This is a genomic window from Pseudomonas sp. FP1762 (genome assembly GCF_030687105.1).
In the GTDB taxonomy this organism is placed as follows: domain Bacteria; phylum Pseudomonadota; class Gammaproteobacteria; order Pseudomonadales; family Pseudomonadaceae; genus Aquipseudomonas; species Aquipseudomonas siliginis.
The window spans coordinates 1,941,172-1,962,188 of record NZ_CP117458.1 but is presented as its reverse complement, the minus strand read 5'-3'; the positions used below and the strand labels follow the sequence as shown (position 1 = coordinate 1,962,188).

Here is a 21,017-nt window from a genome sequence, read left to right as displayed (position 1 = left end):
CTCAGTGGGTTTAAAGTGCACATTCACGGTATGAGCGATGGCTCGACCGCAATCACGATTTTGCCCTGAAGGCCGTTGTTGGGGCTTTCCAGCCGTGCATGGGCGAGCCCAATGTCGGCCAACGAATAGACCGCGCCAACGTGCGGGCGCAGTTGACCGCGCTCTACCAATGCACTTAGCTCATCCAGTTTGCCGCGGTTTTGGCGGGTGAAAACGAAGTGATAACTGGCGTTCTTGCCCCAGGCCTGCACGAGGTTTTGTGGCTTTGCAATGTCCACAATCGAGACCACACGGCCCAATTGGGCGAGCACGTCGGGACTGCGTGTCAGGGTGTCGCCACCGATAGTGTCGAACACCACATCCACGCCGTGGCCGCTGGTTTCCCGCATGATGGCGTCAACGTAATCTTCTTTTTCGTAGTCGATGAGTACATCGGCCCCCATGTCTCGTGCGAACTCAAAGTTTGCTTCGCGCACCGTCGTGAACACCCGGGCGCCAATGGCTTTGGCCACCTGGATCGCCACGTGACCGACGCCGCCAGCGCCACCATGTACAAGAATACTTTCTCCCACTCTGAGGGCCGCACGCACGGTCAACGCTTCCCACACTGTCCCGCCCACCAAGGTCAGACTTGCCGCCTCAAGGTGGCTCAGCGATGGTGGCTTCTTCCCGATAATGCTTTCGTCCGCGACGTGGTATTCGGCGTAACTGCCTGGACCGTCGAAGATTTGCGGGGTGTACCAGACTTCGTCACCGGGGGCGAAGCTCTTCACACCCGATCCGACTTCTTCGACAACGCCCGATACGTCGTGCCCGGTAATGGCCGGCAGTGGCACGTAGTCGACGTAATCGCCGCGTCGGACCTGATAATCCAAAGGATTGATGGAGGTGGCGTGAACCCGCACCAAGACTTGTCCTGCACCCGGTACTGGCTTGGGCACGTCGCTCAACTCGAACGATTCCGGGCCGCCAAATGATTCAAGTACCATCGCTTTCATCGTAGATCCTCCTATCATTTAAAATGAATGTCGAGGTACTGCACAAGACGCTCACCTTCGACAAGTAAGCTAATTACTGATACGCCCGATACTGTCGCAAAACGCCGCCGTTTATAATTGGATGACTGTCTGAGGATGGGATGATCTTGTGATATGCGGGTTTTTGGATGATTACTGGTACTCGTGATAATTATGCATAGGAGCGCCTGTCTGCGACTGCGAAAATATTTGGAATTTCCACCTCCCCCAAATCCCTTGACATGGAGTTCATTAAGCCCACTGAGCTTTGACCAGCCGCGCTATTGTGATAGCCGACACAGTCTTAGCTGTTGTGAATCTCCTATGGCAAGCTTCGCTCTTACGGACTGTTCGCATAATGCGCAATGCCCCTATTCTGCTCGCTCACCGTTGACTTTGAATGTCGATCTCGCATCGGGTAGGAAGCAGCAAGGGTTTGCCAATCTGCTCGATACCCCTTCCGTGATGGAGTGCGTCAAAAGAATCGCCGGATACACCGTTCAGACAACGCTTTATATTCAGCACCATTTGGTCTCTGTACACGAGGTTCGAATGCATTAAAAATCTTCATCCTTGATGCCATAAAGCGGATCTGCGCCTCCCCGAAAACTGGCGCTCAAACCCCAAACACGAGGCATTAACCTACGGAAGAAAAATTCTGCGGTCGCCATCTTGGCACTATAAAATGCGGGTTCATCAGACTCGTGCCTTGCCGCAATAGTCGCCATCTTCGACCACATCCACCCATAGATCACGTAGCCAACCAGGTGCAAAAACTCCACCGAGCATGCACCTACCTCCCGTGGCTCCCGTGTACCGTGCTCAACGACCCACTCCAAGTCAGCCTTGAGCAGCAGCGTCACTTCTCGAAGTGCACCAGCATGCGCAACGCCCGGAACGTCGGCTTCCCGAAGGATTTCGTCGATTAACCCTAATAAAACCTTGCCGCCATCGCCGACAACTTTACGGCCGACGAGGTCTAGAGCTTGAATGCCATTGGTGCCTTCGTATATCTGGGCAATACGTACATCACGCACCAACTGCTCCTGCCCCCATTCCCGCACGTAACCGTGACCGCCAAGCACCTGTTGCCCAAGTACCGTGCTGTCGAAGCCCATGTCGGTGAAAAACGCCTTGGCGATTGGCGTTAACAACGCCACTTTCTGCTCAGCATGAAGCTGCTGCTCCGGCTCGGCGGTATGTTTAGCGATATCCATCTGCTGCCCAATGTAAGTCGCCAGTGCTCGGCCACCTTCCGTCAGTGCACGCATGGAAAGCAGCATCCGGCGCACATCGGGATGGGTAATTATGGAAGCGCTCGTTTGCCTACTATCAGACCGACCTTGCTTACGTTCACGCGCATAAGCGACCGCTGTCTGATAGGAGGTCTCAGCACACCCTAATCCCTGAATGCCGATCGATAGCCGTTCAAAATTCATCATGGTAAACATGGCGCTGAGGCCTTGGTGCAAATTGCCAATCAACCACCCTGTCGCACTATCAAAATTCAGCACGCACGTGGCAGACGCATTGATGCCCATCTTGTGTTCAATGGAGCCGCAGCTCACCGCATTGCGCTCCCCAAGTGTCCCGTCATCTTTGAGCAAAATCTTTGGAACCAAAAAAAGTGACAGCCCTTTAGCTCCATCAGGCGCGTCCGGGGTTTTGGCGAGTACTAGATGGATAATATTCTCGGTTAGGTCATGCTCGCCGCCCGTGATGAATATCTTGCTGCCGCTGAGGGCATAGCTGCCATCAGAATTCGGTAGCGCGCGCGTTCTAATCAAGCCAAGATCACTGCCTGCGTTCGACTCTGTCAGGCACATGGTGCCTGACCATCGCCCGTCATACATTGCCGGCAGATACCGCTGTTTCAATATCTGATCACCATGTGCATCGAGTGCTAGGCAAGCACCGCTGCTAAGCGCCAAATACAATGCAAAACTACAGTTGGCGGCGTACAGCATTTCATCAAGATGGACTGTCAGCATTTTCGGCATCCCTTGCCCGCCGAAATTGGGGTTACCGGCGATACCGACCCAGCCACCTTCGACATAGGTCTTATAGGCCTGCTTGAAACCATTCGGGGTTGTTACCTGCCCATCTCGCCAACTAACACCCTCTTCGTCACCACTGTGATTGAGTGGAGCTACTACTTGCGAACTCAGACGAGCCGCTTCCTCCAACACCGCTGAAGCAATCTCAGCATCCATTGTATCTGCAAAAAATGGCAGTTCCGACCAAGTGCGCGAAGCAGCGAACACGTCATGCAACAGAAAACGAATATCACGTAACGGGGCTCGGTACTGCGTCATAGCATTTTCTCCGACTAAATGAATGCAAGGAGGTGGCTGGAATGCACACTCTGGCAACGGTATGAGCCACGTAGCGATGCCACGACTGACGCCACGGGCATCAGCCAACACACCACGAGGAAGTTGGGTCAGTTTTGCCGCCAAGCAGCCCGGTTTGGGCTACCCATAAAAGCAACCGTGCGGTACTTAAGTCGATGCGTGTGTGCAGTACGGTTAACCTATCTTCGATTTACACTGTTTCATCGCATACGCTGCATTGAAGCAAGGCAACTGGTGAACAGCGTTTATGTAAACAACCGGGGCCGAGGCACCGATGAGTGACCAAAGCTAAAGGTGAATTGTTTCAACGGGTCTCCGGGAGAATTTGGAGCAAGAGGACTACGCAGGCCTATTGAGCGAAGTCTCACTTGGCCCCGATCAAGCACATATCCGCGACCTTCAATCCAGCTCGCTAATCCGGGAAGTGACGCGTATCGGACGATGCCTCATCAACCAACCCTCAACCCCCGACGTACGCATAAGAACTACACACGCCGGTGGCCGAGTGTTGTCACAGTGCTCTGGCCCAGTCTCGCAACAAATATTTCTGAATCTTGCCCGTCGAAGTTTTCGGTAACTCACGGAACACCACGGTTTTAGGTAACTTGTAACTGGCCAATTGCTCTCGACAAAACTCAATGATGTCGGCCTCCAGAGTGACCACACAGCCGTCTTTAAGTGTAATGAACGCACACGGTGTTTCTCCCCACTTCTCATCCGGTCGGGCTACTACCGCAGCTTCCAGGACTGCCGGATGACGGTAGAGAGCATCCTCGACCTCGATGGTGGAAATATTCTCGCCACCGGAAATGATAATGTCTTTCAGTCGGTCCTTAATTTCGATATAGCCATCCGGATGACGCACCGCTAGATCGCCAGTGTGAAACCAACCTCCAGCGAAAGCCTCGCGGGTCGCATCTGGGTTTTTCAGGTATCCCTTCATCACCGTGTTGCCGCGCATGAAGGTTTCGCCAATAGTGATCCCGTCGTTCGGTACCGGTTTCAACGTTTGCGGATCGGCCACCATCAGACCTTCGAGCGTGGCATACCGCACCCCCTGACGCGATTTGAGTCTGGCGCGTACTTCTAATGGTTTTTCATCCCACTCGTCATTCCACGCGCACACTGTCACGGGACCGTACACTTCGGTGAGCCCGTAAACGTGGGTGACCTTGATGCCCATTTCCTCAACCGCACCGATAACCTTCGCCGGCGGCGCTGCTCCGGCCACCATCGCATCAACTGGATGCTCGATGAGCACCTTGTCTGCATCCGGCAGATTGACCAGAGCGTTAAGTACGATGGGCGCACCACATAAATGGGTGACCTTGTGTTCATTGATCAAGCCCAAAATTTTCTGCGGCTCAACGCGACGTAAAAACACATGGGTGCCCGCCAGCGCCGTTACCGTCCAGGGGTAGCACCAGCCATTGCAATGGAACATCGGTAAAGTCCAAAGGTATACCGGGTGATTGCCCATCGCCCAAGTCATCTGATTGCCCAGCGAATTCAGGTAGGCACCGCGATGGTGATAGACAACCCCTTTGGGATTGCCGGTGGTGCCAGAGGTGTAATTAAGCGAAATCGCTTGCCACTCATCTTCAGGCCATTGCCAAGCAAATTGCGGGTCACCTTCGGCGAGGAACGACTCATAATCCAGCGCACTCACAGCGCGACCTTCGCCATACTCCGGGTCGTCTACATCGACCACAAGTGGCGGATCGGTCAGCAAACCCAACGCCTCATTAATAACGGCGTGAAACTCATGGTCGGTGAACAGTACTTTCGCTTCGCCATGCTCCAACATGAAAGCAATGGCTTGAGCATCGAGCCGCACGTTTAAAGTGTTGAGAACCGCGCCAATCATCGGTACTCCAAAATGCACTTCTAGCATCGCCGGAATATTCGGCAGCATCACAGCCACCGTATCGCCCTTGCCGATCCCGCGCCGGCTGAGCGAACTGGCTAGGCGCCGGCAACGTTCGTAGGTGTCTTGCCAATTGCGCCTGATCGATCCGTGAATCACAGCGGGAGACTGCCCATAAACAGAAGCGGTGCGCTCAATGAAACTCAGCGGTGTGAGGGCAATATGGTTGACTGCCGAGGGCGCCAGGCCCGTTTCGAAAATCGACATGACGTTTTCCTGTAAGAAGGCCACCAGCCACATTGCTGCGCTGGAAACCTCCGGTTGCTAATTGTTAGCTCTGACCAAGCTTTGAACGGTGCCGCCATGCACGTTTTGATGATGCATGAGCGGCCCTCCAGTAGTAGTCGTTAATGAGGTGTTTCTTCGGTTTTCTGGATGGCCGCGAACTCTTCCTCGGGAGTACCGGACACCAAGTGGTGCCGGCTGTATAACGCAAAGTAGGCAATGAACAGGCCGTAGATTGCCGCCGTACCCAACATGACTTTCGGATCGACCAGGAAGCCGGCGACTAAAGCAACCGCGGCCAGTACCAAGGCGAATGAGGAAGTGACGATGCCACCTGGTGTGCGATACGGGCGCTGCATGTCCGGGCGACGTATGCGAAGGGAAATATGCGCAGCCATCATGAGCACGTAGGACAACGTCGCGCCGAACACCGCTACCAGGATCAGCAGGTCACCTTGCTCCGTCAGCGACAAACCGAATCCGATGATTCCCGGTACGACCAGCGCGTAGACCGGAGCCTTGTTGCGGTTGGTAACCGACAGTTTGCGCGGCAGGTAGCCCGCTCTTGACAACGCGAAGATTTGCCGAGAATAGGCATAGATCACCGAGAAGAAGCTGGCAATCAGGCCTGCCAGGCCAACTAAATTGACAAGCTGGCTCATCCAGGTCCTCCCCCCATACACCGCCTCCAGCGCTGCCACCAGCGGGTTTCCGGAATCCAGCAGTGCCTTGGCACCCGAGGCCCCTGGACCTACCGTCAGAATGAGCGCGGCAAAGATGAGCAGCACCAGCATTGAGCCAATCAAACCTCGTGGCAGATCGCGTGTGGGATCCTTGGTTTCCTCTGCGGCTAGAGCGACACCCTCTACGGCGAGGAAGAGCCACATCGCATAAGGAATTGCCGCCCAGATCCCGACATACCCAAACGGCAGGAAGCTACTGGCTCCCTTCGCCTCGGTCACCGGGATGTCGAATAGGTTGGCAACTTCAAAGTGAGGAATCATCGCTACAATAAACAGGCCAAGTGCAAGGGCCGCCACCGCTGTAATGACGAACATCAGCTTCAATGCCTCTCCCGCGCCGAGCACATGGATACCGATGAAAACCGTGTAGAACGCCAAATAGATCGGCCAGCCGCCAATGCCGAACAGTGATTCACAGTAAGCACCGATGAAGCAGGCAATTGCTGCTGGAGCGATGGCGTACTCAAGGAGGATCGCCGCCCCGGTGAAGAATCCACCCCAAGGTCCGAAGGCTGTACGGACGAAGCCGTAACCGCCACCTGCGGTCGGAATCATCGAAGACAGCTCCGCCATGGAGAAGCACATGCACGTGTACATGGCAGCCATCAGCAAAGTGGCGAGAAACATCCCACCCCACCCGCCTTGGGCCAAGCCAAAATTCCAACCTGCAAAGTCTCCGGAGATGACATAGGCAACACCGAGGCCGATAAGCAACACCCATCCTGCTGCGCCTTGTTTTAACTGTCGATTCTGAAAGTATTGCGCGTTAACACTCTCAGTCCCGACCCCGTGTGCGAGGCTCACCGTATTGTTTTTTTGAGTGGACATAATCAAGGTCCTCTTCTTGATGGTGACCGCCGTGAACTTCGACGGCGGCGTGCGGCGAATAATGAAGTGGCTATTGCTGTGCTTAGAAAAATCCCAGCGGGTTGATGTCATAGCTGATCAGCAAATTTTTTGTCTGCTGATAGTGATCAAGCATCATCTTGTGAGTCTCGCGACCCACACCGGACTTCTTGTACCCACCAAACGCAGCGTGCGCCGGGTACAGGTGGTAGCAGTTGGTCCAAACACGCCCGGCCTTGATCGCACGACCCATGCGGTAGGCGCGATTGATATCGCGGGTCCACAGGCCTGCGCCGAGGCCGAACTCAGTGTCGTTGGCGATGGCCAATGCTTCTGCCTCGTCCTTGAAAGTAGTGACTCCGACCACCGGGCCGAAAACTTCTTCCTGGAACACGCGCATCTTGTTGTTGCCCTTAAGCAGGGTCGGCTGGATGTAATAACCGTTGGCCAAGTCGCCCTGCAGGCGCTCGACGGAGCCGCCTGTGAGTAGCTCGGCCCCTTCCTGTTGGGCGATCTCCAGGTAGCTGAGAATTTTGTCGTACTGCTGCTCGGAAGCCTGGGCGCCAACCATGGTCTCGGTGTCCAAGGGATCACCGCGCTTGATCTGCTTGATCTTCTTCATCACCTCGACCATGAAGGTGTCGTAGATCGATTCTTGTACCAGCGCACGGGATGGGCAAGAGCACACCTCGCCTTGGTTGAAGAAAGCCAACACCAAACCTTCGGCGGCTTTTTCGATAAAGGCCGGCTCGGCGCTCATGACGTCTTCGAAGAAAATGTTTGGCGACTTGCCGCCCAGTTCGACGGTCGATGGAATGATGTTCTCGGCGGCGCACCTGAGAATGTGCGATCCCACCGGGGTGGAGCCGGTGAACGCAATCTTGGAGATACGTTTGCTGGTGGCCAAGGCCTCACCGGCTTCGCGGCCAAAGCCTTGGACCACGTTGAGCACGCCCGGTGGCAGCAGGTCGCCAATCAACTCCATCAACAGGGTAATCGACAGCGGCGTCTGTTCGGCCGGCTTCAAAATCACGCAGTTACCCGCCGCCAGGGCTGGAGCAAGCTTCCACGCAGCCATCAACAACGGGAAGTTCCACGGGATGATCTGGCCGACCACACCCAGTGGCTCGTGAAAGTGATAGGCGGCGGTGTGTTCATCGATCTCTGCAGCGCTGCCTTCTTGGGCGCGGATGCAGCCGGCATAGTAACGAAAATGGTCTGCTGCCAAGGGGATATCAGCATTCAGGGTTTCGCGTATGGCTTTACCGTTGTCCCAAGTTTCGGCCACAGCCAGTAGTTCGAGGTTGGCTTCGAGGCGGTCGGCAATTTTCAGGAGCACCAAGGCGCGTTTTTGCACAGACGTCTTGCCCCAGGCGTCGGCGGCGGCATGGGCGGCATCCAGTGCCAGTTCGATATCTTCGGCACTTGAGCGGGGGAACTCTCCTATCACCGAAGCATCGACTGGGCTGGTGTTGGAGAAGTACATACCTTTGACCGGCTCAATGAATTTGCCACCGATGTAGTTACCGTACCGTGGCTTCAGTTTAAAAATCGCGTCGGGTGTTCCGGGTTTTGCGTAGATCATGGCTTTCTCCGTGACATTATTCTTGTGATTGTCGAGCGCAGTAGGGCTGCGCCGGTCAGAGTCGTTCGAGCACTCGCTCAAGGCTGTTGAGGAGTATCTCTGCGTGCTCACGCTGGAATACCAACGGTGGCCTGATTTTGAGAGTATTAACATGTGGTCCGGCGGCGCCGATCAGCACTTTTTCCTCTCGTAGGCAGTTGACCACTCTTGCCGCGGTCGCAGCATCCGGGGTGCCGTCCGGGCTCGTGAAGTCGACGCCGGCATACAGCCCCATGCCGCGAACATCTCCGATGACTGTGTGGCGCGCGGCTAGGCTCTTGAGCCCTTCGAGCAAAAACTTGCCGGACTCATGGGCATTCGCGATGAGGTTTTCCTTCTCGATCACCTCTAATACCGCCAGCCCCACCGCGGACGACACTGGGTTGCCGGCGAAGGTGTTGAAATAGCCGGACTCGCTGGCGAAACGCTCAAGGATTTCCGGCTTGACGGTGAGACCAGCCGTTGGATGACCGTTGCCCATCGGCTTGCCCAGGGTGACGATGTCCGGGATCAGGTCATGACATTGGAATCCCCACATGTGGCGACCTGAACGACCAAAGCCGGGCTGAACTTCGTCGGCGATATACAGCCCACCGGCCTCTCGCACAGCCCCAACGGCCTCGCGCAAAAAACCTGCCGGTTCGAAAAAGCCACCGTCACTGGTAAAGAAGGTATCGAGTAGCAGGGCCGCTGGTTTGATACCGTGCCGGCGCATATCGGCCAAGGCCGCACGCACGTCGGCGGCAAATCGACGGCCAACTTCTTCGGGGTTCGTCGGATTATGAATCGGCGCAGCAACCGTGCGTGCATCAGGGCTCGCTGCGATCTGCGGAAACTGCGAGGAAGACAATTCCGCAATGCTGGCGGTCAGCCCGTGATAAGCGTACTTCGTGATGATCACGCCGGTACCGCCGGTGTAGTCACGGGCGATACGTACGGCTAAGTCGTTGGCCTCGCTGCCCGTGCAGGTGAACATCGCCTGACTCAGTTCGCCAGGCATGGTTCCCAGCAGTTTTTCGGCAAAATCCAGCACGTTATCGTGCAGGTAACGAGTGTGCGTGTTGAGTAGGCGAGCCTGGCGACACAGGGCATCGACCACACGTGGATGGCAATGTCCGACTGACGGCACGTTGTTATAGACGTCCAAATAGCGCTGACCGTCGATATCGTAAACCCATACACCTTCACCACGAATCAGGTGCAGCGGGTTTTGATAGAACAGTTGATAACCTGGGCCGAGCAAACGACGACGACGCTCGATCATCTGGCGGGTGCGTGTCGAGAGTGTGTGACTGTTTTCTTGCGAAAAAGCGTTGGTTTTCAACATGGTGGACCGAGCCTCGCTAGACATGCAAAGAGTGCGATACGCGCCATCCGCGTTTCAGAGCTTCCTAGAGAGAGATGGTGCCCATGGTTTCTTCACAGGACTTGACCTTGAGAGATTTGTTATCTGCGCTGAGGTCAATTTTTAGCTCGCGATATTGGTATTTGTCCTCTGTAGTCAAAATCGCTCAACCCAAAGTCAAGCACGTCCAAGACAGTCTCTCCATCCTGACTCTGACTTTTAATCAGAACGCTCTGGAGCTGACGTATGACCACGGCACAACAAGAAGAACTTGGTATTCAGGCCCTGCACGAAGCGGCTACCCGCACGCTCGCCAGTTGCTACCCCCCCCATGTGCAAGGGCAAGTAACTTTATTATGTCGTTCAGAGAATGCCACCTATCGCATCGATACCCCGAGTGGGCAACGTTACGCCTTGCGCGTTCATAAATTGGGTTATCACCAAAAGGCCGATATCGAGAACGAACTGGTTTGGTTGGATGCTTTGCGGTCTTCAGGTATTCAAGTCCCGAACCCCATCGCTGGCTTGGATGGGCACCATGTGCAGAATGCTCAGTTGGGGGACGAAAAAGAACTTAATCTGGTGCTATTCCACTGGGTAACCGGGGTTGAGCCCACAACAGATGTAGACCTGAGTGCCTTTAATAGGTTAGGCGCCATCACCGCAAAGCTACATAAGCATAGTCAGGAATGGCAGCGCCCAGCTGATTTTCGCCGGATCGTCTGGGATCACCGGAGTATGGTCGGGCCCCAGGGACATTGGGGAAACTGGCGAGATGCGGTCAATTTGAACAGCAGCGCTTTGGGTTTGATAGAGGACACATTGCACCGCGTGAGTCGCGAATTGACAAGCTATGGTCAGGACGAAAAGCGTTACGGATTAATCCATGCGGATCTGCGTCTGGCTAATCTGCTGGTCAATCATGAGCAAACACATGTGATTGATTTTGATGACTGTGGTTTCGGTTGGTACATGCATGATCTAGCTGCCGCCCTGAGTTTTTACGAAAATCACGAGCGGCTTGATGAATGGGTTGAACATTGGCTCACCGGCTATACGAGCATTACCCCTTTGAGCGCTCACGACATAGGCATGATTCCGACTTTCATCATTCAGCGGAGAATTCAGCTTTTGGCCTGGATCGGATCCCACGCTGATACCTTGCAAGCGCGTAGCCTGGGAATTAACTGGGCGCAGCAAAGTGTTGAACTATGCCGGAGATATTTAAATAACGAGCTTGCTCAAGTCGCGGCTAGATGAAGCTTTCGCGTGTGAGCCTATCACTCTGAAAACAACAGTAATCAAAGAAAATTCATCCGGAGGTGCGCCGTGAAAACGCTGTCTGAAATGTATTCTTTCGTCGCCGTAGTGGACGCGGGTAGTATTTCCGAAGCTGCTCGTCGTATGGGTACAGCCAGTCGGTGGTTTCCCACAGAATTCAAAACCTGGAAAAGCGGTTGTGCGGCTCTTTGCTAGATCTGGGCAGGCATACAAGACAGACCGAGCCGGGCGAACTATTTTATCGCCCTGCATAGACATACTGGCTGATATTGAGGACTGAAAACGCCGTTCAGATTTCTCAGGCTACCGTCCGGGGGACGCTTGGGTGTGGCAGCGCCCATGGTTTTTGGTGCGTGCTACCTCGACCTCGCTCCGATCTTGTACTTTGTCAGGCATTACCCCGAGTTTCAGTTAGATGTTGAGTACGATGATCGTCGGGTTAACTTGCAGGAGGAGGGGGTCGATGTGGCCGTACGTATTGGTTAGCTGCAAGACTCTTCGCTAGTGGCCAGAGCCATCAGGCACAACCGCCACGTCATCTGCGCCAGCCAAGATTATATGAGTGTCCACGTATACAGTTGACCCCACAAGAATTGACCAAACATTTTGCTATGCATTACGTGAATCGTGAGCCCCATGCCATGTGGTCGTTGCCGGTTAACAACACTTTGACGTCATTTCGCGTTCGATGTCGCAGCGTACCAGTTGTGGTCACCAGCTTATGGATGCAGCTAAGGCTGGCTTGGGGATGGCTATATTGCCCACTTTCCTAGCCGCGCAGCCCATAGTGGAGGGGGAACTCATAGAGGTACTGGGACCTTATACCCCGCGAGGGTGCAATATCTCTGTGGTGTATCGCCAGTCGCAGAAAATCTCATCCAAACAGCTTGCGCTAGGTGGTTTTCTCGGTGAGAAGATCGGTGATCCTCCAATATGGGATCAGATACTGGAGGCCCATTTGCATCTATCGGGTTGATTCGCTCGATAAAAGCGGAACACTGGTTCATTTTGTCCCGACTAATATTCGCTTTAGCCCTGATCCATCCTTTTCCCAACAAAGGTATCACCTGTATCTGAAATGAATAGAAAAGGGCGGATGACAATTTTCGCCAACAGCCTCGTTAGAAAGCCTCAGACCGCAACACCCGTACTCACTCGCCCGACGTACACTCTCATTTGTTTAAAATCAACATAAACCTAACCGTCTTGGGGCTTCACATACGCCCTACCCCATGCCTCGGCATTGCTCGATCTGCGAATGATCAATGCAATAAATCGCCGGCAGCTTACTTAATACCGATAGGGAGAACGTATTTCAGTCGGACTTACGACACTGTTTTGGACTGGCTCCATGCCACCGCCGGAAAGCACGCGAGAAAGCACTGGTCTCCGAATATCCAAGCAAAAGTGCAAGTTCGGAGATTGATAAACGTGTCTGAGTCAAATAATACCGAGCCAGCTCTTGACGCACCTTATCAACTAAGCCAGAAAAATTTAACCCTTTCTCTCCAAGCCGACGTTGCAAGCTCCAACTTGTAATCTTAAGTAGCTCTGCGACTTGATCAAGGCTAGGCTCACCATTAGCGAACTGAAGTCGGATTTGCGCTTGAACATCATTAATGATGTCATGCCCCCCTTGTCTTTCACCCCATTGCCGCGCTAACAGCACCATACTTTCCATGACGATAGATAATAGGCGACTATCGCGGCCGGGCATAATTTTATCCAGTGCACTCCTCCTGAACACTAGTGAATTACAAGGCTGGCCGAAGAAAACAGGAGCATCGAAGGCTTTACAATGTTCGTGCCAAGCCTGTGGCTGAGGATGCTCGAAATGCACCCGCTCAGGTGCCCACTTTTGCCCGATAGAGTGACGAATCAAGTTGGTGAACATCCCCATAGACAATTCAGCATCCTGGCGCTTGCGAAAGATTGCGCCGTACTGAACCTGATAATCAAGCCGACACCATTCGCCCTCCACCTCAAATCGCAGCAGACTACCTTGCTGATGTATTGGAAATACCTTCACCACGTTGCGCAACGCATCTCCTAGGGTTTCCGAGCAAAGGCCGACGTATCCGAGCATGCCTAGGCCGTCTGGTTTGAATTGACTGCCGTAACGCAATCCGAAATTATCATCGTGCGTCTGGCGCGCAGCCTCCTCGAAAACTGCGCAATACTGTTTGAGATCCAGACTCAATGTAGGATGCTGCAGATGCTCCGGATTGAACCCCGCGTGACCGAAAATTCGATCTGCATCTCCCCCCTTCTGCTGGATAAACTCGATCAGACCTGTTGCGGCCGAACTGAGCACGCCGATTGATTGAAGCTCATCGGCGTATCGCCGCGAAGTGTCAAGTTGCATGGCAACCTCTCAAAAAGTTGCTAATAAGGACGCTAAAACGGTTTTAGAATCATAACAACAAGAACAAGGCAAATCCCATGCCGCTCCAATTATGTGCGCGCTGAATACTTTGCGAAACGATCCGCTACCTGATAGCTCTTCTCTATGATTGAACGGCTTGAAAACCTTAATTGTGATGTACAGGAGCTCCAGCGCTGACGCAAGGTTATGAAATACCAGTAGAAGCCGTGATAATCCATGTCGCTCATGCGAGTTTGCCCTCCATCATTAGATTCTCTATAAGCGGGTCCACCTCTACCAAGCTGAAAAGCGATGCTTGTTACTGAAATCCAAAGGCATTTCTCCATACCTGCAACGAACAGCTCGATCAACGACCAATTGACTCTCCGCAGTTGCCGCACATGTTTCCAATTACCCCAATGGATGTTACTGCCGACCACACCTTGAATGGTCACACATCAAGCGCTGAATATCTGGAGGGACGACCAGTATGAGCAGAGCTTTGCAAAGCTACCACCAGCCCTTGGGGTTAACGATAGCGGCGTCTATATCGGGGTTCCGATGACCCCAAAAGTGCCAACTGACGTGGGTCAACGCTTGAAACCCGTAAGCCGGTCTTTGATAGGCGAGCACATAACAAAAATTTTTTGCAATTGATTTGACGCCAGAGGACAAAAAATGTGCTCGACGGTCAAGCCGCGCGCGAAGGTTTAACTCACTATCCAGCCACTCTCAAATGATTGGAGCCGCGCACATGTTCACGTCTTTAAGTGGCAAGAGTGTCTTAGTCACCGGCGGCAGCAGTGGTATAGGCCTAGGGATCGCCAGGCAATTTGGTATTCAAGGCGCGAAAGTATTTATTACCGCCCGCAACGCAGACAAGATTGAAGCGGTCGCTGCCGCTATGCGCGCTGAGGGTTTGCACGTGGAGGGGCTAGCCGCCGATGTGGCTAATGCCGCTTCTGTCGAGGCTCTCATGCACACCGTTGAGGAGATGCATGGCGGCCTGGACGTGCTGTGCTGCAATGCTGGCATTTTCCCAAGTTCAACATTGGAAGGCCTGACTGAGGCAGATTGGGATCGGGTGATGGCCACCAATGCCAAAGGCACATTCCTATGCGTGCAAGCCGCTCTGCCTCTTCTGCGGTTCGCCGAATACGGTCGCGTGATTCTCACCTCATCAATCACCGGCCCAGTCACTGGGTCTCCAGGCTGGGTTCATTACGGCGCGAGTAAGGCGGCGCAGTTGGGATTCATGCGAACTGCGGCAATTGAGTTGGCAAAAGACCGTATCACCGTCAATGCGATACTGCCCGGCAACATCATTACTGAGGGCTTCCTTGATGTGGCCGCCGATTATCAAGCAGGCGTGGCAGCTTCCATCCCTCTCAAGCGGCTGGGCACTTCCGAGGATGTTGCTAGCGCAGCTTTGTTCTTTGCCAGCCGCGAAGCCAGCTACATCACCGGCCAGAGCTTGATCATCGACGGCGGCCAGGTCTTGCCTGAATCACTTCAAGCCCTTGTTTAAAAAACATCCTGAACAAGGAATATGCTCGTGAACACAATTATCAGTGATGCTTCACCGGGGCACTCAGCACCTGCAGATATTCAGCGGTTGCGCAAAAACGCCGTCGGCTTAGTTGGCGTATTATTCATGACGGTCGCGACGGCGGCGCCGATCACCGCAATGCTGGGTAATGTGCCAATTGCCGTGGGTAGCGGTAATGGACAATTTGCCCCCGCCGGTTACCTGGTGGCTACGGTAATCTTGGCTTTGTTCGCGCTGGGGTATTCGCAGATGGCCAAATACATCACCGCGACTGGAGCCTTTTACGGCTTTATCTCCCATGGGCTGGGCCGGGTTGTAGGCATGTCATCGGGCATTACCGTCACCATGACCTACATTGTATTTGAAGCCACGCTGGTGGGAATTTTTGCTTTTTTTTGCCAGGAATTCGTGCACAGCGTACTTGGTTTACATGTCCATTGGCTGCTATTCGCGCTGTTGATGCTCGCGGCAAATGGCATCCTTTGTTATTTCGACCTGAGTCTGGCAGCCAAACTGCTGGGCGGCTGCCTGATCCTCGAGATTCTCATGTTGGGGGTGACTGCGTTCGCAGTGTTGTTACATGGCGGTGATGCGCATGGCTTGCACGTGGAGTCGATCAATCCTCTCAACGCATTCAAACCGGCCGAGGGCGTTGTCGGCGCTAGCGCGGGTCTTGGATTGTTTTTCGCTTTTTGGTCATGGGTCGGATTTGAGTCCACCGCTATGTATGGCGAAGAGTCCCGAGATCCCAAGCGCATCATTCCTCTGGCCACAATGATGGCGGTGATCGGCGTGGGAGTGTTCTATGTCTTTGTCTCTTGGATGGCCATCGCTGGAACAGGCCCGGCCAACGCAATTCAACTGGCCCAGAATCCAGCAACTGCTGCCGAATTGTTTTACGGTCCGGCCCGTACTTATCTAGGAGAGTGGGCAGTAACCTTGTTCAAAGTGTTGGTAATCACCGGGTCCTTTGCCTGCGCCATGGCTTTTCACAATTGCGCGTCGCGCTACCTGTACGCAATCGGACGAGAAAATCTGTTTGAATGCCTAGGCCGTAGTATTGGTCGTACTCACCCGCAACACGGCTCTCCGCACGTGGCGTCTACTGTCCAGACGGTGATCGCCACGCTGATCGTTTTGGCATTCTGGCAGCAGGGCAAAGATCCCTATGCGGACATGTTCACCTTGCTAGCCATCCTTGGCACCATGGGCATCATGATCGTCCAAGCGCTCTGTGCTTTCGCAGTCATCGCCTGGTTCCATTTCGATCCAGAGAATCGCCATAAAGCGAACTGGTTCAAGACCTTTTGGGCACCGCTCATTGGCGGTCTGGGGATGCTGTACGTGGTCTACTTGCTGTGGATCAATATGGGCTTTGCTGCCGGTAATGCCGTCAGCTCGCTGCTCTACCAACTCATTCCCTACATCGTGCTGGCGAGCTTTCTAGTCGGTGCTGGTATCGCCCTATATTTCAAATACTTCGATACCCACAAATATCAGATCATCGGCCGTATTGTCATCGACGAGCAGCGTCACATTTGAGAAAATCGTGGTTGTGAAATACTAATCTGTACGATCATAAATGAAGGTGATGTAGAAGCCAAAAGCTCGGATGGCGCGCTTCGCCAGTGTCTGCCGGAGCATGAGAAAAGCCAATGAGCGGCGTACATGAAAACTTCACATCCTCTCCCTTCAGAAGGCCTGCAATGTGAGAGCGACTGGAATCGGATCAGCTCCAAATACCGTCGATCAATTTCCGTATTGACATATCGATAATTCTAGATATGATGGCGCCATGGAACTGATCGAAGTCTTCAAAGCCCTCTCCAACCCTACTCGCCTGAAGATCTTGCAAGGCTTGAAGGATCCGGTAAAGAGTTTCCCTCCGCAGGATGAGGGTGACGTCTTCACCGTAGGGGTCTGCGTCAGCAGCATTCAAGAAGGCATTGGATTGTCGCAGTCGACGGTGTCTGGCTATCTTGCAACGCTGCAACGAGTAGGGTTAGTCGAGGTCAGGCGCATCGGGCAGTGGACCTACTACAAGCGTAATGAAGCAGCCATCAAAGCGTTGGCTGAGGCAGTAAGAAAAGAGTTGTAATTTTTTAATATATTATATCGATATTTCTCGATATCCCTTTTTATAGATGCGGAGTTCAAACATGCAAGCGATGATACTTAAAGCATTTGGCGGCCCGGAATCGTTCGAGTTGAGCGACGTGCCCAAGCCAGTACCGGGTGCAGGACAAGTCTTGGTGCGGGTTCACGCCACCTCCATCAATCCTTTGGATTATCAGGTCCGACGCGGCGATTACGTCGACTACGTGCCACTGCCGGCCATTACCGGGCACGACGTATCGGGCGTTGTCGAAGAAGTCGGATCGGGTGTGAAGAGCTTCGCCCCCGGTGACGAAGTCTGGTACACCCCGCAAATCTTCGACGGTCCAGGCAGTTACGCCGAATACCACGTCGCGGACGAAAGCATTATCGGGAAGAAGCCACCATCGCTGAGCCACCTTGAGGCGGCAAGTCTGACCTTGGTGGGCGGGACAGTGTGGGAAGCGTTGACCGTGCGTGCGGCCCTCAGAGTGGGAGAAAGTATTCTTGTACATGGTGGCGCTGGCGGCGTCGGTCACGTGGCGATCCAGGTGGCCAAAGCCATTGGCGCCCGGGTGTTCACGACGGTGCGCGAAGCAAACTTTGAGTTCGCACGAGACATGGGGGCCGATGTACTCATCGACTACGAAAAAGAAGATTACGTTGACGCCATCATGCGGGAAACCGGCGGCCACGGCGTGGATGTGGTGTTCGACACTATCGGTGGCGACACCCTGACACGCAGTCCCGACGTGCTCGCCCAATTGGGCCGTGTGGTCTCGATTGTGGACATTGCAAAGCCACAAAACCTCGTGCAGGCCTGGGGCAAGAACGCCAGTTATCACTTCGTTTTCACCCGCCAAAACCGCGGCAAACTGGATGAGCTAAGTGCACTGGTAGAGCGCGGTCAACTGCGCCCGCACGTTGGCGCGGTCTATTCGTTGGCCGACATTGGGCTCGCCCATGCACGGCTGGAAAGCCCCAACAACGGCCTTCAGGGCAAAATCGTGATTGCGGTCGAGCCATCGCTCATCCCGTAAATGTGCACTTTAAACCCACTGAGTTTTTTGGAGGAACGCCATGATTTATGAAATCACTCTGCTCTCTGTACACAAAGATCGCACTGAGGTGTTCAGACAAGCATTTTCCAAGGTCGCGCCTTTGCTCACCCGCGCAAAAGGTTACTGCGGGCATATGCTGTCCCAAGGGATCGAAACACCGGAGCAATTCGACCTGATCGTGCGGTGACAATTGCTCGATGAGCACACGCCAGTCTCTGAAGATATACGATTTTTTAGATAACTTAATTTTTTCAGGGCATTATTTCGATGCGATGCAGCTACATAGGCACAAAGTGAAGATGTAGCAACTAACCAGTACTTAGGTACCCGAGCGTCCCATGTCTTTTGCTCCGCTGCAACTAACACTCAAAGAATGAACTTAAAAAGCCTTAGCAATAATTCGACTTTACGGAGTGAGATATGACCAGCAAGAAACTGAGACAATTAGCAACAGCGATTGCTGCCAGCTTTAGCTTAATTTTATCCTCTAGCGTACTCGCTGAAAGCGACCCAACAACATATGAATATGGAATGAAGCTTGACATTGCGAAGATTATATCTATATCAACAACAAGAAGCCGCACTTGCGAGCCAGTTGACCGCATGTTGAAATATATAGATTCATCTGGAAAAACCGAAACTCTGAAATATCGGGTTCTTTCGGATGCTTGCGACAAAAGGCACTTACATCACAGTAACGGCATCTAACAGGCTCCCTAAATTTATCAGAACCCAAAATTTAAAACGTTCAATTAAGGCTCAACAATATTTTGACTACCCCTGAGGCATACGTATACTCCGTGATCGTCAAAGCATTTTTCCGTATTTAAATTCGCGCATTAAATAGTACTGGACTGTCGCGTCGTTTAGCCCAGCTCATTAACGCGTTTAACATTGATTCAATGCATCCAGCAGTCTTATGAAACAAAGAGCGCATAGCGTCATTTCATCTGTTCGGCACAGTGCGTATTAACTCGTAAAAAGGACAATAAAATGTTGAATAAGCGAATCAGTTTGATCGCTCTGGGGATGATGAGCGCAACGCAGGTCATGGCTAACGACCAGGCCGAGTCCAAGGGCTTTGTTGAAGACAGCAGCCTCAATGTGCTGCTGCGCAACGCTTACATTAGTCGTGACTACAAGGACGGTCGTGAAGATAAAGCTGAGTGGGGCCAGTCGGCAATCGGTACGTTCTCGTCTGGTTTCAGCCAAGGCACAGTCGGCGTGGGCGTGGACGCTTTTGGTCTCTACGCTCTACGTCTGGATGGCGGGAAAGGTCGTACAGGTGCACAAGGTATCGACTTCTTCAAAGAAGGCGACAGCGGCAGCGCGGCTGACGACCTGTCGAAGGGCGGCGCGGCGGTTAAATTCCGGCTCTCTAGTACTACATTGACCTACGGCGACCAGATGCCGGCCCTGCCGGTGTTGAGTTACCACAACGTGCGCCTGCTGCCGGAAAGCTATACCGGCACGCTGATCACCTCGAAAGAGATCAACGGTCTGGAACTGAATGCAGGTCGTTTCACCGCCCAATCGCGCAAAAGTGCGGAGGGCCGTGACAGTGGTGGCTTGAATTCGATCAGCGTCTTGGGTGGTAGCTACCAGTTCACTGAACAATTCAAGGCAGCGGTCTACGCGTCCGATGTTGAAGATGTGTTGAAAAAGCAATATGTCAACGCCAACTACTTATTACCGATCGACAAGGATCAGTCCCTCACCCTGGACTTCAACGGCTATCGCACCAAGCTGGATGATGGCTACGTTCGCCAAAAAGGCGCTAGTGGCGACGACAACAAAATCTGGAGTCTGGCCGCCACATTCAAAAATGGCCCGCACTCGTTCACTATCGCTCATCAGCGCAGTACAGGCGACAGCAATCTTGGCTACGCATTTGGCGGCTACCAGAAAGGCCAAGGTCGAGTCGGCGACGGCGGCAACACCATTTACTTGGCAAACTCCTACTGGTCCGATTTCAACGCTGAAGACGAACGCAGTTGGCAACTGGGGTACGGTCTGGACTTTAGCACCTTCGGCATCCCTGGCCTAAGCTACAATGTAGCCTACGTGCGCGGCGATAACATCACCACGTCTACTAGCGAAGGGGGGACAGAGCGCGAAATTTTCAATCAGTTCAAATTTATCGTACAGAGCGGTCCGGCCAAAGACCTCAGCGTGAAACTACGTAGCTCCGTCTTACGCGTGTCGCAGAAATCTAGTGAGTACAACGTTAGTGGTAATGAGGTGCGTGTGTTTATAGATTATCCGATTAATATCTTTTGATGATGGGCGGCGCTATCGAGGGTGGATTAAAGGCTGTCAAAGGAAGAAGCCCCAACTGGTTCGGGGCTTCTTTGTAATGATCGAAAGTCGCTGTGCAACACATGATTAGCCGCGTAGCAGTCAAACTGACCACCCTGACTTCATAGGCGCCTACCATTGGCGGCGTGTGGCTAAAAAACGCTAGAGGGCAAACGGCCGTTCTAGGCGCACTTCGCTCCGATTCACTGATCCAGCCGCCTGCACTTGACGCACATGAGCGAGCGCACCTGCTTGAGCTAACGCTTGTAGAGTTTCCCGTCACATCCCA

Annotated in this window: 16 protein-coding genes and 1 pseudogene; 10 read left to right on the top strand and 7 right to left on the bottom strand. The window is 53.4% G+C overall.

Annotated elements, in window-relative coordinates; all coding sequences use genetic code 11:
• Positions 1-23: 23 nt before the first annotated feature.
• The 6 genes from PSH90_RS08710 to PSH90_RS08685 all read right to left on the bottom strand — a co-directional run bounded on the left by PSH90_RS08710 (position 24) and on the right by PSH90_RS08685 (position 10,062).
• The gene (locus tag PSH90_RS08710) at positions 24-998 is read right to left on the bottom strand and encodes a zinc-dependent alcohol dehydrogenase family protein (RefSeq protein WP_305382523.1); all 975 of its coding nucleotides are present in this window, start codon (positions 996-998) and stop codon (positions 24-26) included.
• A 575-nt stretch (positions 999-1,573) separates the two neighbouring features.
• Positions 1,574-3,331, bottom strand: a complete 1,758-nt coding sequence (locus PSH90_RS08705; protein ID WP_160769789.1) for an acyl-CoA dehydrogenase C-terminal domain-containing protein — start codon at positions 3,329-3,331, stop codon at positions 1,574-1,576.
• 550 nt (positions 3,332-3,881) lie between these two features.
• On the bottom strand, positions 3,882-5,504 hold the full coding sequence (locus tag PSH90_RS08700) for an acyl-CoA synthetase (protein WP_160769790.1): 1,623 nt from the start codon (positions 5,502-5,504) through the stop codon (positions 3,882-3,884).
• Between the two features lie 140 nt (positions 5,505-5,644).
• Entirely contained in the window at positions 5,645-7,093 is a 1,449-nt protein-coding gene (gene eat, locus PSH90_RS08695) for an ethanolamine permease (protein ID WP_160769795.1), read from the bottom strand.
• Between the two features lie 82 nt (positions 7,094-7,175).
• Positions 7,176-8,696: an aldehyde dehydrogenase family protein gene (locus PSH90_RS08690; RefSeq protein WP_122610599.1), complete on the bottom strand. Its 1,521-nt coding sequence runs from the start codon at positions 8,694-8,696 to the stop codon at positions 7,176-7,178.
• 55 nt (positions 8,697-8,751) lie between these two features.
• Positions 8,752-10,062, bottom strand: coding sequence for an aspartate aminotransferase family protein (locus PSH90_RS08685; protein ID WP_160769791.1), 1,311 nt, complete (start codon positions 10,060-10,062; stop codon positions 8,752-8,754).
• A 264-nt stretch (positions 10,063-10,326) separates the two neighbouring features.
• On the opposite strand from PSH90_RS08685, the gene PSH90_RS08680 reads away from it, so the two are divergent.
• From PSH90_RS08680 to PSH90_RS08670, 3 genes are all read left to right on the top strand, one after another.
• Positions 10,327-11,340: a phosphotransferase enzyme family protein gene (locus tag PSH90_RS08680; RefSeq protein ID WP_160769792.1), complete on the top strand. Its 1,014-nt coding sequence runs from the start codon at positions 10,327-10,329 to the stop codon at positions 11,338-11,340.
• A 161-nt stretch (positions 11,341-11,501) separates the two neighbouring features.
• Entirely contained in the window at positions 11,502-11,615 is a 114-nt protein-coding gene (locus PSH90_RS08675) for a hypothetical protein (protein ID WP_305382522.1), read from the top strand.
• Between the two features lie 434 nt (positions 11,616-12,049).
• Positions 12,050-12,337, top strand: a complete 288-nt coding sequence (locus PSH90_RS08670; RefSeq protein WP_370695119.1) for a LysR substrate-binding domain-containing protein — start codon at positions 12,050-12,052, stop codon at positions 12,335-12,337.
• 339 nt (positions 12,338-12,676) lie between these two features.
• Here PSH90_RS08670 and PSH90_RS08665 read toward each other — a convergent pair whose 3' ends face one another.
• Positions 12,677-13,726: an AraC family transcriptional regulator gene (locus tag PSH90_RS08665; RefSeq protein WP_122610602.1), complete on the bottom strand. Its 1,050-nt coding sequence runs from the start codon at positions 13,724-13,726 to the stop codon at positions 12,677-12,679.
• Positions 13,727-14,480: 754 nt separating this feature from the next.
• Here PSH90_RS08665 and fabG point away from each other — a divergent pair.
• From fabG to PSH90_RS08630, 7 genes and pseudogenes are all read left to right on the top strand, one after another.
• Positions 14,481-15,254, top strand: a complete 774-nt coding sequence (fabG, locus tag PSH90_RS08660; protein WP_122610603.1) for a 3-oxoacyl-ACP reductase FabG — start codon at positions 14,481-14,483, stop codon at positions 15,252-15,254.
• Between the two features lie 27 nt (positions 15,255-15,281).
• On the top strand, positions 15,282-16,817 hold the full coding sequence (locus PSH90_RS08655) for an APC family permease (RefSeq protein WP_305382521.1): 1,536 nt from the start codon (positions 15,282-15,284) through the stop codon (positions 16,815-16,817).
• Between the two features lie 253 nt (positions 16,818-17,070).
• Entirely contained in the window at positions 17,071-17,373 is a 303-nt protein-coding gene (locus PSH90_RS08650; RefSeq protein ID WP_122611912.1) for a helix-turn-helix transcriptional regulator, read from the top strand.
• 61 nt (positions 17,374-17,434) lie between these two features.
• Positions 17,435-18,409, top strand: coding sequence for a zinc-dependent alcohol dehydrogenase family protein (locus PSH90_RS08645; protein ID WP_122611915.1), 975 nt, complete (start codon positions 17,435-17,437; stop codon positions 18,407-18,409).
• Positions 18,410-18,449: 40 nt separating this feature from the next.
• A pseudogene (locus tag PSH90_RS08640) lies at positions 18,450-18,614 on the top strand (antibiotic biosynthesis monooxygenase); the annotation flags it as partial.
• Positions 18,615-18,850: 236 nt separating this feature from the next.
• Entirely contained in the window at positions 18,851-19,138 is a 288-nt protein-coding gene (locus PSH90_RS08635) for a DUF2790 domain-containing protein (protein WP_160769796.1), read from the top strand.
• 285 nt (positions 19,139-19,423) lie between these two features.
• The gene (locus PSH90_RS08630) at positions 19,424-20,710 is read left to right on the top strand and encodes an OprD family porin (RefSeq protein WP_160769797.1); all 1,287 of its coding nucleotides are present in this window, start codon (positions 19,424-19,426) and stop codon (positions 20,708-20,710) included.
• The last annotated feature ends 307 nt before the right edge of the window (positions 20,711-21,017 follow it).